General features: G+C 70.5%; 11 protein-coding genes. 4 read left to right on the top strand and 7 right to left on the bottom strand.

The features are described 5' to 3' along the window. Positions 1-62: 62 nt before the first annotated feature. Positions 63-1,469 (bottom strand): lipase family protein, encoded by a 1,407-nt coding sequence (locus tag ACWDOP_RS05355; protein ID WP_456344038.1) that lies wholly within the window; start codon positions 1,467-1,469, stop codon positions 63-65. A 401-nt stretch (positions 1,470-1,870) separates the two neighbouring features. Here ACWDOP_RS05355 and ACWDOP_RS05350 point away from each other — a divergent pair, with 401 nt between their 5' ends. Beyond that, on the top strand, positions 1,871-2,128 hold the full coding sequence (locus ACWDOP_RS05350) for a helix-turn-helix domain-containing protein (RefSeq protein WP_456344037.1): 258 nt from the start codon (positions 1,871-1,873) through the stop codon (positions 2,126-2,128). Positions 2,129-2,585: 457 nt separating this feature from the next. On the opposite strand, the gene ACWDOP_RS05345 is transcribed toward ACWDOP_RS05350, so the two are convergent. From ACWDOP_RS05345 to ACWDOP_RS05335, 3 genes are all read right to left on the bottom strand, one after another. After that, entirely contained in the window at positions 2,586-5,228 is a 2,643-nt protein-coding gene (locus tag ACWDOP_RS05345) for a LuxR C-terminal-related transcriptional regulator (protein WP_456344036.1), read from the bottom strand. A gap of 179 nt (positions 5,229-5,407) precedes the next feature. Further along, on the bottom strand, positions 5,408-6,097 hold the full coding sequence (locus ACWDOP_RS05340; protein ID WP_456344035.1) for an alpha/beta hydrolase: 690 nt from the start codon (positions 6,095-6,097) through the stop codon (positions 5,408-5,410). A 109-nt stretch (positions 6,098-6,206) separates the two neighbouring features. After that, the gene (locus tag ACWDOP_RS05335; RefSeq protein ID WP_456344034.1) at positions 6,207-7,169 is read right to left on the bottom strand and encodes an amidohydrolase family protein; all 963 of its coding nucleotides are present in this window, start codon (positions 7,167-7,169) and stop codon (positions 6,207-6,209) included. 322 nt (positions 7,170-7,491) lie between these two features. Between ACWDOP_RS05335 and ACWDOP_RS05330 the strand changes: the two genes are divergently transcribed. Then, positions 7,492-8,796, top strand: a complete 1,305-nt coding sequence (locus ACWDOP_RS05330) for a hypothetical protein (protein WP_456344033.1) — start codon at positions 7,492-7,494, stop codon at positions 8,794-8,796. Between the two features lie 224 nt (positions 8,797-9,020). Here ACWDOP_RS05330 and ACWDOP_RS05325 read toward each other — a convergent pair whose 3' ends face one another. Both ACWDOP_RS05325 and ACWDOP_RS05320 read right to left on the bottom strand, forming a co-directional pair. Next, entirely contained in the window at positions 9,021-11,657 is a 2,637-nt protein-coding gene (locus ACWDOP_RS05325; protein WP_456344032.1) for an AAA family ATPase, read from the bottom strand. Positions 11,658-11,940: 283 nt separating this feature from the next. Continuing rightward, the gene (locus tag ACWDOP_RS05320; protein WP_456344031.1) at positions 11,941-12,573 is read right to left on the bottom strand and encodes a TetR/AcrR family transcriptional regulator; all 633 of its coding nucleotides are present in this window, start codon (positions 12,571-12,573) and stop codon (positions 11,941-11,943) included. 55 nt (positions 12,574-12,628) lie between these two features. Here ACWDOP_RS05320 and ACWDOP_RS05315 point away from each other — a divergent pair, with 55 nt between their 5' ends. Beyond that, positions 12,629-13,639, top strand: a complete 1,011-nt coding sequence (locus ACWDOP_RS05315; protein WP_456344030.1) for a PHP domain-containing protein — start codon at positions 12,629-12,631, stop codon at positions 13,637-13,639. Positions 13,640-13,647: 8 nt separating this feature from the next. Next, on the top strand, positions 13,648-13,821 hold the full coding sequence (locus ACWDOP_RS05310; RefSeq protein ID WP_456344029.1) for a DUF1214 domain-containing protein: 174 nt from the start codon (positions 13,648-13,650) through the stop codon (positions 13,819-13,821). Positions 13,822-13,835: 14 nt separating this feature from the next. Here ACWDOP_RS05310 and ACWDOP_RS05305 read toward each other — a convergent pair whose 3' ends face one another. Then, positions 13,836-14,954 (bottom strand): acyl-CoA dehydrogenase family protein, encoded by a 1,119-nt coding sequence (locus ACWDOP_RS05305; RefSeq protein ID WP_456344056.1) that lies wholly within the window; start codon positions 14,952-14,954, stop codon positions 13,836-13,838. Positions 14,955-14,974: the final 20 nt, after the last annotated feature.

The raw sequence follows: 14,974 nt of genomic DNA, 5'->3' as shown, positions 1-14,974 counted from the left end.
ACGCCGGCACGACACTCGCGGAAGGTGTCGTGCCGGCGTTCTTGTCATCGCCGGGGGCCGAATCAGGCCGCGCCGATGGGCTTTCCGAAGAAGGACGCCAGGGTCTCGCCCAGGGTGTGGCCGAGCATCTCCAGCTCACCCGGGGTGCCGAGCATGGACGGCATGTCGGTGGTGGAGCAGCCGGTCGGCGCGGGCTTGCCGTCGAGCCGGTCGAACAGCCACAGGAGCGCGGCCGGGCCGCCGACGACCTCGGCCACGATGTGCTCGCTCGCCCAGTCTCGGGTATAGGTCACCTGCGCGGAGGAATCGCGGCAGTAGGTGTCCACCAGCTCATTCGCCGAGTGCAGCGGCAGGATCTCGTCGAACTGCGAATGCCACAGGAACAGCGGCATATCCGGCAGCGTGGTGCCCAGCTTGGTATCGGCGAGCACCTTCTGCACCGCGGGCTCGGCGAACGGATCCGGGCTGTTGATCAGGCCGTAGATGTTCAGGAAGGGCAGCAGCGCGGTCTGGTACTGCACGCACAGCGGCGCCTTGATCGCGCTGAGCACCTGCCCGACCGGGTTGAGCTTGGTGTCGAGCAGCGCCTTGAACTCCGGGTACTCGCGGGAGAGGCCGAGCACCGCGCCGAAGACCAGGCCCGCGGTGGCCTGGTTGTTGGCCATGTTCAGCGCCGCGCCCAGATCGGCGCCGGTGCCGCCGGAGGCCGCGCCGACGATATTCAGTTCGGGCGCATAGGTTTTGCGCATCTCGGCGGCGTGCATGGTCGGCATGGACCCGCCGGAGTAGCCGTAGAGCGCGGTCGGCGCGCCCGGTCCGGCCTCCAGCGGCGCGAACGAGGTCGCGGCGCGCACGCCGTCGAGGGTGATGCGGCCGCCGAGCGGGCCGGCGGCGTACGCGGAGTTCGGGCCCTGGTGGTCGGGGATCACCACGGCCATGCCCTGCTGCAGCGCGGCCTGTGCGAAGAGGAATTCGGCGGGCGCGACGATCTGCCCCAGGAAGGTCGAGGGCGACAGGTGCTGCAGCGCGTACGACGGGCTGCAGTAGCCCTGGGTGGAATCCTCCGCGATCTGCACCGAGAGCAATTTCCGCGGGGTCGGCGAGGTGCCCCGCGGCTTGATCAGGGTGGCGACCGCCGCGATGGCGTCGTCCCGGCTGTCATTGGACCGGTAGGACACCTGCCAGGCGTCCACGTTGAGCGGGATGAGCCCGAAATTCGCGAGATTCACCTGGCGGGCGGCGATGATCCCACCGGGCGCGGTGGCGGCCACGATCTCGGGCGCGGGGCGGTAGAACCCCGGGTCGAGCTCGGGCGGGAGCGGGATCACCTTCACGGGTTCGATCGGCGGCGTTGCCGGTGCGTCCGGCTCGGCGGCGGCGGGCACGGTCATCGCCATCACCGCGACCAGCGCGGAGAGGGGGATCACCGCCAACCGCGCCAACCGGCCGAACCTGTCCCTGGTCTTCATGGGTACATTCCTTCACGGACTGTGAGACTTCTCGGTCTCAGAATTGCGCCCACTATGCCATCCCTGTGACCCGGACCGCAATAAGCGATGTCGCGGGGGCGACATCACCCCGATGTGGTCGGCCTCACCGGGCGCGCGTAATTCGCGCGCGCGTTCGCGATACTCGGACGAACTCGAGAGTTATTGCGCGGAAACGTAATTCGATACTCGACCGCGGAATTCCGGTGTGTACCGGTCATACTTGTGCCGCGGCGGGGTAAGGACACATGAATGTCGTTTTCCGCGCTCCCAGGGCGCGTTTCATGGCCGGGAGACAGTCGGAGGGGAGCACCGCTCTCGATATCGCACCGTCTGGGCCGCCGGTTCGGTCCATCCGATGGACCGACCGGCTGGAGCACGAAGTGGACGCCGCGCTGACCGCGGGCGACGCGGGCCTGGAGGCGGTGGCGCGGCGGCTCGCGGTCAGCCCGCGCACACTGCAGCGCCGGTTGGCGGACGAGGGCACCACGTGGCGACGCGAACTCGAACGCGCCCGGCACCGGCGCCTGCTGGCGAGCGCCGGGTCGGGGCTCACCAGGGATGAGCAGGCCGCCCTGCTCGGCTACGCCGATCCCGCCTCGCTACGCCGGGCACTGCGCCGCTGGGCCCTGCGAAACTGAGCTTTTTCCGGCCACCGTGGCGTGTTCGTACGAACGTGGCGTCTTCGGCCCTGGGCGGGCGGCATGCCATCCGGCAGGCTGGAAGCCGGGAGGTCGCCCCCGAATTCGCCCGATTCCCGGCGACCTCCCATCTTTCGCGCGGGCGCGCCGAATCGGCGCGCGACCTGCTTCCCGGCCGGGTGGACGGTGGAATCAACGGTGATTCGGTGCCATCCGGCCGGTTCATGACCCGTCGACGCGAGGCGCTTCGTGGCATCCGGAGCGCCTCGCGTCCACGGGGTGGCGGGTATGGGTATCCCTATGGGTAATGCCCTGGCGGCGCCCGCCGAGCGCGGGGGACCATGGCGGAGTCGGTCGATCCCCCGCAGATCGTCCGACGCTCCCGGACGAGAAGGGCCGCCCTCCACCCCTTCCAGCACAACCGCCGCCGGAGGCGGCCCGTCTCTTCCGCGAGCGGCTAAAGCAGACCGACCAGGCGGGCCCGCTCCACGGCGTTGACCCGCGTATTGGCTTCGAGTTTGGTGTAGATCCCGCGCAGATGAGTCTTGATCGTATTGATGGACACCCCGAGGTCCGCGGCGATCTGTCCCGTCGTGCGCCCGGAGGGAAGCTGTTTGAGCACAATCGTTTCCGACTCGGTCAGCGGCGGCAGCGTGCCGCCGCGCACCGCCGCCGGGTGATGCCGGAGCCGCTCGGCGTAGTCGTCGAGGCGCCCGAAGCGCCCCGCGTAGATATCGAGCAGTTCGATCGCCTCCGGCACGTCCAGCCACGGCGACACCAGCGTGTCCGCGGCCGCGAGCCGCAGCGCCGCTTCCAATGCCGACGCCGCCTTGGACGGCATGCCGAGGGTGTGCAGGACGCTCGCGTAGCGCAGCCACGCCGAGACCTCGGTGACCGAGTACAGCCGCCGGCCGCCCGACAGCAGCGGTTCGAGCAGCGCGCGCGCCGACCTGGGCTTGTGGGCGGCATCGGCCAGCATGGCCTGCGCCAGAATCACTTCCGGGGTATCGCCGAGCACCGCACGCGCCCGGTCCACCAGTTCCCGGGCCGGTCGCGGCTCCCGCAGCTGCAGCAGCGACCGCACGATGCCGGGCAGTTGTACGCCCTGGTTGCCGGTGGGCAGCGGATCGGATTCCAGCAGCCGGAGCAGGCCGGCGCGCACCCGATGGACGGCGGTGTACCGGTCGGTGGCGACCCGGCTCAGCAGGAATTGGCAGGAGACCAGGGCGGTGAGGCCGGCGGCGGGCAGGCCCGCGTGATCGACCTCGTACGTGGCCGCCGCGATGTCGTGGATCTGCTGTTCGTCGAACTTCTCACCCTGCACGTACCGGGTCAGGGCGACCACCAGCTGCATGCGCTGGGTGTCACCCACATCGGTGACCTCGTACCGGGCCGCGTACTCGAGGGCGTGTTCGGCCCGGGCGCGCGCGCCGGTGATCGCGCCCGCGTAGATGGCGGCCACGGTCAGCCGGGCCAGTGCCCGGGTCACGAGGCGATGCCGGCCGGTGCGCTCGGCCAGCGTGATACCCGTGCGCAGCAGGGCTTCACCGTGCTCGAGGCGCCCGCGCAGCAGCATGGCTCCGGCCACCTGAATCGCGAGATAGCAGTCGATGTCGAGATTGCCGGTCGCGAGCGAGTCCGAGTGGGTGGCCGGATCGTCCGGGCTCGCACCGGAACTCAGTACCGCGTCGATCGTCAGGGCGTAACCGAGGGCGTCCAGCCACTCCGGCGGGGCGAGGGACGGCAGGTGCGCGGGCTGGCTGCGAATCAGGTCGAGGTAGGCCAGGGCATCGCGGTCCGCGCCGCGCATGACGGCGTCGATGGCGCGCAGGCGCCAGACGAACGGATCATCGGACAGCGCCGAGCCCGCGCGATCGAGTGCCGCGAGCAGGTGCGGGCCTGAGCCGTCGAAGACGAGCCCGAGGCCCCTGTCGCGCACGAACTCGCGCAGCGGTTCGGGATCGAGCAGGTCCACCAGGTGCGGGAATGCGGCGGCGGGCCGTCCGGTCTCGCTCAGCCAGCCCGCCGTGGTCAGGCGCAGTTCGGTCAGCGCCGCGTCACCGCGGCCGCGAGCCTCGGTGAGCAGATACGCCCGGATCATGGGGTGGTAGGTGAACCACAGCTCCCCGTCCCCGGTGCCCCGGGTGAAGGGGAAACCCTTGCGCTGCAACTCGTCCAGCATCGCGTGCGTGCGCTCGCCGAGCAGCCGGTCCGCGAGCGCCTCGGTGAATCGCTCCGGGACGCTGGTGCGAATCAGGAACTCCAGCAGCCGATCCGGTAGCGGGCGTAGGATCTCCGCGACCACGAAATCCACCACCGCGGGCGCCGGACGCGCGAGCACGGCGAACGCCGCGGCGCGGTCGCGGGCACTGCCCGCCACCACCAGCGCGGCGATCCGCACCAGCGCGGGCCAGCCCTGGGTCAGGGTCGTCACCGTCGCGAGCTCGGTGGGGTCGAGCGGACAGCCGTTCCGGATGAACAGTTGCGCCACTTGCGATTCGGACAGCGCCAGATCCCATTTGCGGATCCGCACCACGCGGCCCTCCACCCCGAGGGTGTGCCAGCGCAGTGGCGGTTCGTACCGCCCGGACAGCACGACGGTGAGGGTGCGCGGCGCGTGCCTGATGAGGTATTCGACCGCGGCCAGCACGAAGGAGTCGGTGATCAGATGCGCGTCGTCGACCACCAGCACGGTCGGGGTCGCGCGGTCGGCGAGGGTGTTGATCACGTGCGCGGCGAAGGTGATTCCCGGTGGCGGCGTGCCGATTCCGAGCGCCGCGCAGAGCGCGTCGGTGACGACGGGCCAGCGGCCGCGATCGGCGTCGAAGGATTCGGTGATGGTCAGCCAGGCGACGGCGGTCTCGGGTGCGTTCGGGCGCAGCCGACGCTCGATCCAATCCAGCAGCAGCACGGTCTTTCCCGCGCCGGCGGGTGCGCTGAGCACCACCACGGCGCCACCCCGCGCGGGGTCGGCGGCGGCCAGGCGTTCGTAGAGCGCGGGCCGGGGGAGCGGTTCACAGGTCAGGGTGGGCGGCCGGTAGGGCGCTTCGCGCTCCAGGGCCGACCGGGGACATTCAGATGTTCGTTGTGAGGTGGTCACCGAAACCTCCGGTTCGAGTGCAGACACATCACAACCGCCACCGGCGACTTTACAGCAAATAGGAACTGGTCCAGCGGACGATGGTCTTCCTCACACGCGTTCGCGGGTAGTGAAGCAGGTCGCGGGCGCGGCATCGCCGATGATGCGTGGGACGCCGCGCCCGCGTGCCGGGCCCGGACTCAGCCGAGATCGGCGGCGGCCTCGTCGATCAGATCGGCCACGGCCTTGGGCTGCGAGGCCAGCGACGCGTGGCTCGCGGCCAGTTCGATGGTCTTGCGCGGCTCGATCCGCGCCGCCATGCGACGTTCGTTGTCCGGGTGGATCATTCGATCCTCGGTGGACACCTGGTACCAGCTGGGCTTGACCTTCCAGGCCGGCGCGGTGACGGTGTCGCCGAAGGTGGAGGCCAGCGGCGCCTTCTGGGTCACCGCCATGACCAGGGCGTCGTCATCGGACAGATCCTGGCAGAAGCTCTCCTGGAATTTGTCCTGCCGGACCCAGAGGTAGCCGTCGGAATCGGGGGCCAGGTTCGCGGCGGCGGCGGGCGGCTGCTCCTGGGTGATCTGCCCGGGGCTCTCGCCCGCGTCCGGGGCGAAGGCCGCGATGTAGACCAGGCCCACCACGTTCGGCAGGTCACCGGCCTCGGTGATGACCGCTCCGCCGTACGAGTGACCGACCAGCAACACCGGCCCGTCGATCTGTCGAACCATCTTGCGGGTGCGCTCGGCGTCGTCGGCGAGCGAGGTCAGCGGGTTCTCCACGGCGTGCAGGTCGGTGTATCCGCGCTGCCTCAGTTCGACGATGACATTCGCCCAGTGGGCGGCGCCGCCCCAGAATCCGTGGACGAGAACGATTGCGGGCTTGGCCATTACGGGTCTACCTCTCCATTGATGTCGTGCCTGCTGATGTCGTGCCTTTTCGAAACGAATGCGACCGGGAGCATCCGGGCGCGCCGGCCACGCGGGCCGGCCGTGGAGATCACGCGGTGCGACTCGCGGCGTGCACGAGTCCGAACAATCGCTCGGCGTTGGTTTCCAGGATCGCGCTCGAATCCTCGGGTGCGATGCTCGGATCGGAGATGTAGTCGATCGCGCGAACGAAGATCTTGTCGGCCTCGTAGGGGAAGTCGGTGCCCAGGACGAGCCGATCCGCGCCGAAGGAGTCGATGGCGGCCCGCAGGGCGGGCAGGTGCCCGTGCCCGACGGTGTCGTACCACATCATGCGCGCGAGAACGCTGGGCGCTTCGGGGGTCTGCGGGGCCTCCCACAGGTACTGGTTGTCGGCGCGCTGCAACAGCATGGGAAGCGCACCGCCCAGATGCGAGTTGATGATCTTGATGTTGGGATAGCGCAGCGGAAAACCGTTGGTGATCAACTGCATGACGCTGATCGTGTCCTCGATCGGCGCGCCCGCCATCCAGGTCAGGTGATAGCCGGAGATCAGCGGCGAGCAGGCGCTGTTCCCCGCCGGATGCAGGTACAGCACCGCGCCGCGCCGATCGAGTTCGGCGAAGATCGGGGCGAATTCGGGATCCACCAGCGCGCGATCGAGCACCGTGGTGTTCAGCGCCACCCCGACCATGCCGAGATCATCGAGGGCCCGGCGTATTTCGGTGATGGCGGCATCGATGTGCGGTAGTGGCGCGGATGTGAAGGCCAGGAACCGGTCCGGATAGGCGGAGACGACGCCGGCGTACTGGTCGTTCACGAAACGCGCTGCGGCAACGGCCTTTTCCCGATCCTCGCCGTAGGGGTTCTGCGGTGCGCTGGACAGCACCTGCATGTCGACCCCGGCGCGATCCATGAGCCGGAGTCTGGCCGCGAGTTCCGCGCCCCGGCCCGCGCCCATTCCGCGCTGGGTATCGGTGTCGGTCTTGCCGAGGCCGACCAGGAGATCGAGATAGTCGTCGGTCCAGTAGTGCGCGTGTACATCGATTCGCATGGATGCTCCTGTTCCGTTTCCGGACCGGTCCTGCGGGGCTACACGGGTATCCGAGCGGTGCTCCGATCGATTCGTTTTCACGCTAGGAGCGCCGCGACCGCCGGACCCCACCCATTGCGGGTGAAGCGACCCGATCGGCACGTGGTGAACCGGACAAAGCGCCTGGTGAACCGGACAACCGGAAGAAAGCGTACTCCGGGTGTGCGGCCCGTCACACGGTGCGCTGTTCACCCGGATCGCGTGAGGCCGGGCGTCGTGCGGGCTCGTAGCGTGCGATCGAACCCGGCCGGAGTGGCCGGGGCGGTTCGGAAGGAAGTGTGCGATGGGCGGCGGTGCGCGGTATCGGCTGGAAGTCGCGACCCTGTGCATCGCGGCGGCGGTCGCGGGTCTCGCGGTCACCGTGCCGGTCGACTTCCCCTGGGCAGCAAGGGGTTCGGTCGTGGAATTGCAGATGCTCATTTTCAACGTCCCGCGGGCCACCGCCACCGCGGCGCTGGCGGCGGTGGTCGTCGCGGTGCTGTGTGCGGCGGCGACGATGCGTATGGTGTGGCTGACCGCCGTCGGATTCGGCGCGCTGCTCTCGCTCAGCCACGTGGTGGCCCGCGGACTGACCCACGAACTGGCGACCTTCGGCTACGCCGACGCCATCGTCGGCGGCGCTCTACTGGGCGCGCTGACCGCGCTCGCGGGCCGGCGTAGCCTCGCCCGGGCGGGACTGCTGCTCGGCGCGCTGTCCGGCATCATCATCGGCAACCGCGTCACGCCGACGGCCGATCGCGAGCACCTGCACCCCCTCGTGCGGTGGGCCCTGGTCGACCCGCCCTCCCTGGTGCTCCTCGTGATCGCGCTTGGGCTGCTCGGCTGGGGTCTGTGGCGGCACCGCTATGACTCGGCGGTGCCGGTCGAGGAGATCCCGCTGCGCCCGGTCGCGGCGGTGCTGGTGCTGGTGTCGGCGTCCCTGATCCGCACCGAAGTACTTGCCGAACAAGATAACTGGTTCTTCCGGGTGATCGCCGGGAGCGCGCTCGTGGTGCTCGCGACATTGCTGGCCGCCCTGCTGCTGCCCGCGCGCGACGGCGTGCTCGTCGCCATGGCGGTGACGTTCGCGGTGGCGGGCGGCGTGGTCGGGACCGGGCCGAGTCCGGGCTGGGCCGCGCCGGTGCTGGTGGTGGCGGTGGCCGTCGGCCTGGCCGCGGGGGCTCGATATCCGCGCCCGGTGCTCGCCGTGGCGGCCACGGTGTCGCTCGCCGTCTTCGAAGCCGTGCTCAACAACGCGGTGCGCGCCGAGTCGCTCACCGTCGCGGGGGCTGCCGTGACGGCTGCGATCGGCGGCTACTGTTTCGGGACGATCGTGCCGCGCGAACTGTCCACGTCCGCGCTGGCCCTGATGACGCTGGTCGCGCCCTCGGTGGTCGCGGTGATCACCAGCCGTCGCTTCGGGCACGTCGGCGAGGCCAAGGTGTGGTTTCACGGCCCGCCCGCCGACCCCTGGGTTCCGGGCTGGACCACGGTCGTCGTCGCGATCGGCTGCGGCGCGGTCGCGCCGGCGGTGTGGCGGCTGCGCTCAGCGACGTCCGAACCCGAGCTCCCGGCTCGGGCTGACTCGCGCCCGATTCCGACGCACTGAGGGGGCCGCCGCACGAGCACCCGCCGCAGCGGAATCAGCCGGCCCCGGGTGCCACGCCGTGCGGAAGCTGGTCGGGTACAACGCCGAAGCACTCGTTGAGTCGGCTGTCGTCTCGCTGAGGAGCGGCCCACGCGAAAGCCTCAGGGCGGAGCGCTTCCGCCGTGTGCGATCGTGCGGTGTTCGGGCCGGGGGCGCTGCGCCGCAGCAACTTCGCTGCCGTCCAATCAGGTCGTCAGCCGGAAGCCGTTCTCGAAATCGATGTTGCCCAGATCGCCGCGACCGGCCAGGCCGAGTTTGGCGAAGATGTGGGACAGGTGGTTTCCCACCGTGCGGGGACTGATCAGCAGGCGGGCGGCGATCTCGCGGTTGGTCAGGCCGGTCGCGGCCAGGCGGGCCACCTGCAATTCCTGGGCGGTGAGAACGTCGGCGGCGGGCGAGGTCGCGGGCGTCGCGGTCGTGGCGCGGTCGCCGGCCATGATGATCTCGCGCCCGGCGCGTTCGGCCCACGGGCGCGCTCCCGAACGCTGGAAGGTGTTGTGTGCCGCACGAAGTAGTTCCAGGGCCTCGTGACGTCGGCGCACCCGCCGCAGCCATTCGCCGAACAGCAGCTGGATGCGGGCGTAGGTGAAGGGGCGACCGGCGGGCGCGGCCACCAGCGCGGCCGCGAACAGCGCTTCGGCCCCGTCGTCACCGGTCAGCAGTGCCTCGACCCGATGCCGGTCCGCCACCGCCCAGGCCGCGCCGCCGCGTTCCGCGTGCGCGATCAAACGGTCGAGGCAGGAACGGGCGTGGTCGAATCGGCCGATCCGGATGGCGGCCTCCGCGGTATCGGCCGCGCTCAGCACGGCAACGGTCGGGTGGTGCGCGATATGCCCCGGGGCCGAGATCGGGTCCAGGGCGTCGAACGCCTCGTCCGGTCGCCCCGCGCCGAGCGCGCCGACACCGCGTGACCAATGCACCCCGGCGGTCAGCGGATAGAAGCGGCGCGGAATCGCGAATCCCAGGGTGTGCTCGGTCAGCTCGGCCGCGGCGGCGGTGTCGCCGCGCACCGCGGCGATGAAACCCAGTGCGCTGTAACCATAGGCGGGGGTCTGCAGACCGCCGAAGTCCTCGGCGAGCGCGATCGCCTCCCGGGCGTCGGCGATGGCGTCGTCCCAGGCGCCCAGTGCGCAGCGCAGCATGGCCCGCTGGCTCAGTGAGTAGCCGAGCCAGGTGATGGGTCCTTCGGCGCGCATGCGCTCGATGCACTCCGAATACAGCCGCAGCGCATGGGTTTCCGCGCCGAGGTCGATGGCGACCTCGGCGATCGGCAGGCGGTACGGGAGCAGGTCGGCGCCGCTCGCGATGTCGATCGCGGCGATGTCGCGCAGCTGCGGCGCACCGAGCGGATCGCGCAACGCCCAGGATGCGCGCAGCGCCAGATGCCGCAGTTCCGCGCCGAAGCCCGGTGCGGCGGATTCCGCGTCCCGCAGCAGCATGTGCCGCGCGCGCTCGGGATCGCCGAGCCCCAGTTCCAGCAGTCCGGCGAGGCCACCTGCGGCCGCGCCGACCCGCGCGGACCCGATCCGCTCCTCGGCCCCGGTCAGCAGCTCCCGTGCGGATTCGACGTCGCCGCCGTCCCAGGCCGCCCGCCCGGCCCGTGCCAGCCGATACGCGGCGGCCTCCGCGTCCGGCGACAGTGCGGCGGCCCGTCGATACAGCCGAGCCGCCGACAGCGCGCCGCCGCGGATGCGCGCGCGTTCGGCGGCGGCGTCCAGGGTGGCGGCGATGTTCTCGTCGGGTTCGGTGGCCGTGGCCGCGAGGTGCCAGTCGTGCCGGTCCGGATCGATGTCCGCGTACGCCCGCGCCAGCGCCGCGTGCGCGGCCCGGCGCGCCCGTGGTTCGGCACTCTCGTACACCGCCGCGCGAATCAGCGGGTGCTCGACCGTTATTCGGCCATCGGCCAGGTGCAGGAGGTCGGAGTTCAGTGCGGCGGACCAATTCTCGGCGGATACGCCGAGCAGTTCCGCGGCTGTGCGCACCGTGCGCGCGTCCGCGCCGTCGTCGGCGGCCGCGACGAGCGCGACTGTGCGTTCGGTCGTGGGCAGCGTCCGCAACCTGGCATCGAACGAGGCCCGCAGGCGCGGCCCCAGCGGCAGGGGAGCGTTCGCGGCCGGACCGAGTTCGACGCTCGCGCCGCGGCCCAATTCCAGTAGCGCGAGGGGATTTCCGCCGGTGAGCTGGACGAGCCGCTTGGTGCGCGGCGGACTCAGTCCCGGATTATTCTCGGCGACAAGCTCTTTGGCGCTGAGCGCATCCAGCCCCGCGAGGGTCAGGCTGGGCGTCGCCTCGGCGTTGGCGGTCCCGGGGTGGGTCGCCGCCAAGACGACCACGGATTCCTCCGCGACGCGCCGGGCCACGAAGCGCAGGCAGTTGCGGCTGGGTTCGTCCAGCAGATAGAGGTCGTCGATGACGATCAGCACCGGGCGCTCCTCGGCCAGCTCCGAGAGCAGGGTCAGGACGGCGACGCCGATGAGCATGCGGTCCCCGGCGTGCCCGCCGAGCCCCAGCGCGCCGCGCAGCACCGCGGCCTGGGCGGTGGGCAGTGCGTCCACCCGGTCGAGCACCGGCCACAGCAACTGGTGCAGTGCCGCGAAGGCCAATTCGGATTCGCTGGGAACGCCACGACAGTGCAGTACCCGGAAGTCCGTGGCGCGAGACCCGGCGTAGCGCAGCAGCGCGGTCTTCCCGATGCCGGGCTCGCCGATGAGTAGCAGCGCCGAGCCGTCGCCGGCCCGTGCCCGGTCCAGCAGCCGGTCCAGTTCCCGGCATTCCCGGTCGCGTCCGTACAGGTGCGGCGCCGTCCTGCTGTGCTGCGGCATCGGCGAGGAATGCTCCCTTCACGAAGTAGTTCGACGCGGGGCAGACTCGTGGTCGAGCGTATCCCGGATCCGTACCTGGACAGATTGTTGAACGAAAACGTCTAACAAATCGCCGATGGTAGCTGGCCGGTGGCGCGAAGGCTCCCGGGTTGTCTCAATTGTGATACTGAACAGTCTCACCTTCGGGCGCGTACCGAGACGCAGTAGGCCGAGTACCCGCGGTCGTTGCCGGTCGGCTTCAGGGCCGCGCGGGTCGCCGCGGCACCGGCCGTGGCCCGGGCCGTCAGCTCGGCGCGGGCGCCAGTCCGGTCAGGAAGCAGGTCAGCGTCTCGATGATGTCGTCGAGTGCGGCCCGCGACGGCGCGGCGCTCCAATTGTGCACCAGCGCCATCAGGGCGCCGACGAATCCCATTGCGGCGGAAGCATATCCGCCCGGCGGCGTGTAGTCCGCGCCGAAGGTGTAGCGCAACTCGGCCTCGGCGAACTGCAGCCAGATCCGGCGCTGATCCACCCGGTGCTGTTCCACGCGCGCACTGACCCCGATGATCTCCACGAACGAGATCGCCGCCCGGCGCGGATCCTGGCCGAGCGATTCGGCATAGGCGGTGACCGCGATCCGGGCCCGGGCCGCGATACCGGTCGCGTCGGTCTCGGACAGCGCGGTCACCAGCGCGGTCCGCGCGTCCTCCTGGATCATGTCGTACACCGCGAGCAGCAGATCCTCGCGATTGTCGAAGTGCTCGTACAGCTGCGCGCGGGCCAGGCCGGCGGTCCGGCAGATGCTCGCGATGGAGCTGTTGGCGTACCCGTCGTCGCCGAAGACCACGAGCGCGGCGGCCAGGAACTGCCGCCGCCGCTGGGCCCTGCGGTCGTCGACGGACAGCCCGCCGTAGGTGCGCGTAGTCGAACTCGTCACCCGGTAACCGTAGCCGCACCCGCGTCCCGTCCCGGTCCGCGCGCACACTGGAGTGATGGATCCGGTCGCCGCACTGCGTGAGATCGCCTATTTCAAGGATCGCGCCCGCGAGGAGTCTCGGCGGGTCATGGCCTATCGCCGGGCCGCCGACATCGTCGAACGGCTCGACCCCGCCCAGCGCGAGACGCTGGGCCGATCCGGCGGCTGGCAGTCCCTGTCCGGCATCGGGCCCAAGACGGCCGCGGTGATCGCCCAGGCGTGGGCGGGCGGCGAACCGGACCTGCTCGTGGAGCTGCGGGCCGCGGCCGGGGACCTGGGCGGCGGCGAGCTGCGGGCGGCCCTCAAAGGGGACCTGCACCTGCACTCGAATTGGTCGGACGGCTCGGCGCCGATCGACGAGATGATGGCCGCCGCACAGGCTCTGGGCCACGAGTACTGCGCCCTCACCGATCACTCGCCGCGCCTCACGGTGGCCAACGGCCTGTCCGCGGACCGGCTGCGAGCGCAACTCGACGTCATCGACGAACTGCGCGAACGCTTCGCCCCGATGCGGATCCTCACCGGCATCGAGGTCGACATCCTCGACGACGGCTCACTCGATCAAGACGCCGACCTGCTGGCCCGCCTCGACGTGGTGGTCGCGAGCGTGCACTCCAAGCTCCGCATGGAACGCGACGCCATGACCAGACGCATGGTGCGCGCGGTGTCGGGCGGCCGAGCCCACGTCCTGGGCCACTGCACCGGCCGCCTGGTCGAGGGCGCCCGCGGCACCCGCCCCGAATCGGCCTTCGACCCCGACCAGGTCTTCACCGCCTGCCGCGACCACGGCGTGGCCGTCGAGATCAACTCCCGCCCCGAACGCCGCGATCCCCCGTCCCGCCTCCTACGCCGGGCCCTGGAGATCGGCTGCGACTTCTCGATCGACAGCGACGCCCACGCCCCGGGCCAGCTCGACTTCCTCGGCTACGGCGCCCAGCGCGCGACCGACAACGGTGTCCCCGCTGCCCGCGTCATCAACACCTGGCCGTGGGAAGAGCTGAGCCGCAGGCTGACTCGCGCCGGCTAGCGTCCCGAGTGCCGCCGGTGGACGTCGTCGTGCAGAACGCCGGGCCGGCACCGGAAGCCGCGACCGCGAACTGGCTGCCCATCCCGGAGAACGGCGCGTTCACCCTGACCATGCGGCTGTACGCGCCCCAGCCGCAGGCCGTGGACCACAGCTGGAAGCCGCCCGTCATCACCTCCGGCTAGCCGGGCGGCGGGGCTCACAGCGTGCGGGCGATGATCTCCTTCATGATCTCGTTGGTGCCCGCGTAGATCTTCTGTACCCGGTTGTCCACCCACAGCCGGGAGATCGGGTACTCGGTCATGTAGCCGTATCCGCCGTGCAGTTGCAGGCACTGGTCGATGTTGGCCATCGCCCGCTCGCTGGTCCACCACTTGGCCATGGCCACCGTGGGGATATCGAGCTCGCCGCGGATGTGGCGCTCCACGCAGTCGTCGGTGAACACGCGCATGATCCGTGCCTCGGTGGCCACCTCGGCCAGGGTGAACTTGGTGTTCTGGAAGCCGAACACCGGTTTGCCGAACGCTTCTCGCGCCTTGGTGTACGTGAGGGTTTGCGCCAGTGCGGTTTCCACCGCGACGGTCGAGCCCACCGCGATGATCAGGCGCTCCTGGGGCAGCTGCTGCATGAGCTGGATGAAGCCCTGGCCCTCGACCGTGCCCAGCAGGTTGGTCGCGGGCACCCGCACCGCGTCGAAGAACAGCTCGGAGGTGTCCTGCCCGCGCTGGCCGATCTTGTCCAGCACCCGGCCGCGCCGGAAGCCGGGCCGGTCGCCCTCGACCAGGATCAGCGAAATCCCCTGTGCGCCTTCGCCGCCTGTCTTGGCCACGACGATGATCAAATCGGCCTGGCCGCCGTTGGTGATGAAGGTCTTCGCGCCGTCCACGACGTACTCGTCACCGTCGCGCACCGCGCGCGTCTTCACGTTCTGCAGGTCGGAGCCGGTACCGGGTTCGGTCATGGCGATCGCACCCACCACCTCGCCCGAGGCCAGCAGCGGCAGCCAGTGCCGCTTCTGCTCCTCGGTGCCGTAGGCGAGCAGGTAGTGCGCGACGATGCCGCTGTGCAGCGCGGCGCCCCACGAGGAGTCGCCGATCCGGGCCTGCTCCTCGATGAGCACGGCCTCGTGCGCGAAAGTGCCACCGCCGCCGCCGTATTCCTCGGGAATCGACATGCACAGCAGCCCGAGCGACCCCGCGACCTGCCACAGTTCGCGATCCACGTGGTGCTGGTCGATGAACCGCTCGATGTGCGGGGCGATCTCCTTCTCGCAGAACGAGCGCGCCAGATCGCGCAGCGCGTCCAGGTCATCGTCCATCCAACGGGAGCGGTAGGGGG

Source organism: Nocardia sp. NPDC003693 (assembly GCF_053981095.1).
The sequence above is the reverse complement of the archived record's forward strand: the minus strand, read 5'-3'. Positions and strand labels throughout refer to the sequence as shown.

What these genes read in the sequence shown, in the direction of transcription:
- ACWDOP_RS05330 (WP_456344033.1), top strand. Translation starts at nt 7,492, where the DNA reads ATGGGCGGCGGTGCGCGGTATCGGCTGGAAGTCGCGACCCTGTGCATC.
- ACWDOP_RS05305 (WP_456344056.1), bottom strand. Translation starts at nt 14,954, where the DNA reads ATGGACGATGACCTGGACGCGCTGCGCGATCTGGCGCGCTCGTTCTGC.
- ACWDOP_RS05315 (WP_456344030.1), top strand. Translation starts at nt 12,629, where the DNA reads ATGGATCCGGTCGCCGCACTGCGTGAGATCGCCTATTTCAAGGATCGC.
- ACWDOP_RS05335 (WP_456344034.1), bottom strand. Translation starts at nt 7,169, where the DNA reads ATGCGAATCGATGTACACGCGCACTACTGGACCGACGACTATCTCGAT.
- ACWDOP_RS05355 (WP_456344038.1), bottom strand. Translation starts at nt 1,469, where the DNA reads ATGAAGACCAGGGACAGGTTCGGCCGGTTGGCGCGGTTGGCGGTGATC.
- ACWDOP_RS05340 (WP_456344035.1), bottom strand. Translation starts at nt 6,097, where the DNA reads ATGGCCAAGCCCGCAATCGTTCTCGTCCACGGATTCTGGGGCGGCGCC.
- ACWDOP_RS05325 (WP_456344032.1), bottom strand. Translation starts at nt 11,657, where the DNA reads ATGCCGCAGCACAGCAGGACGGCGCCGCACCTGTACGGACGCGACCGG.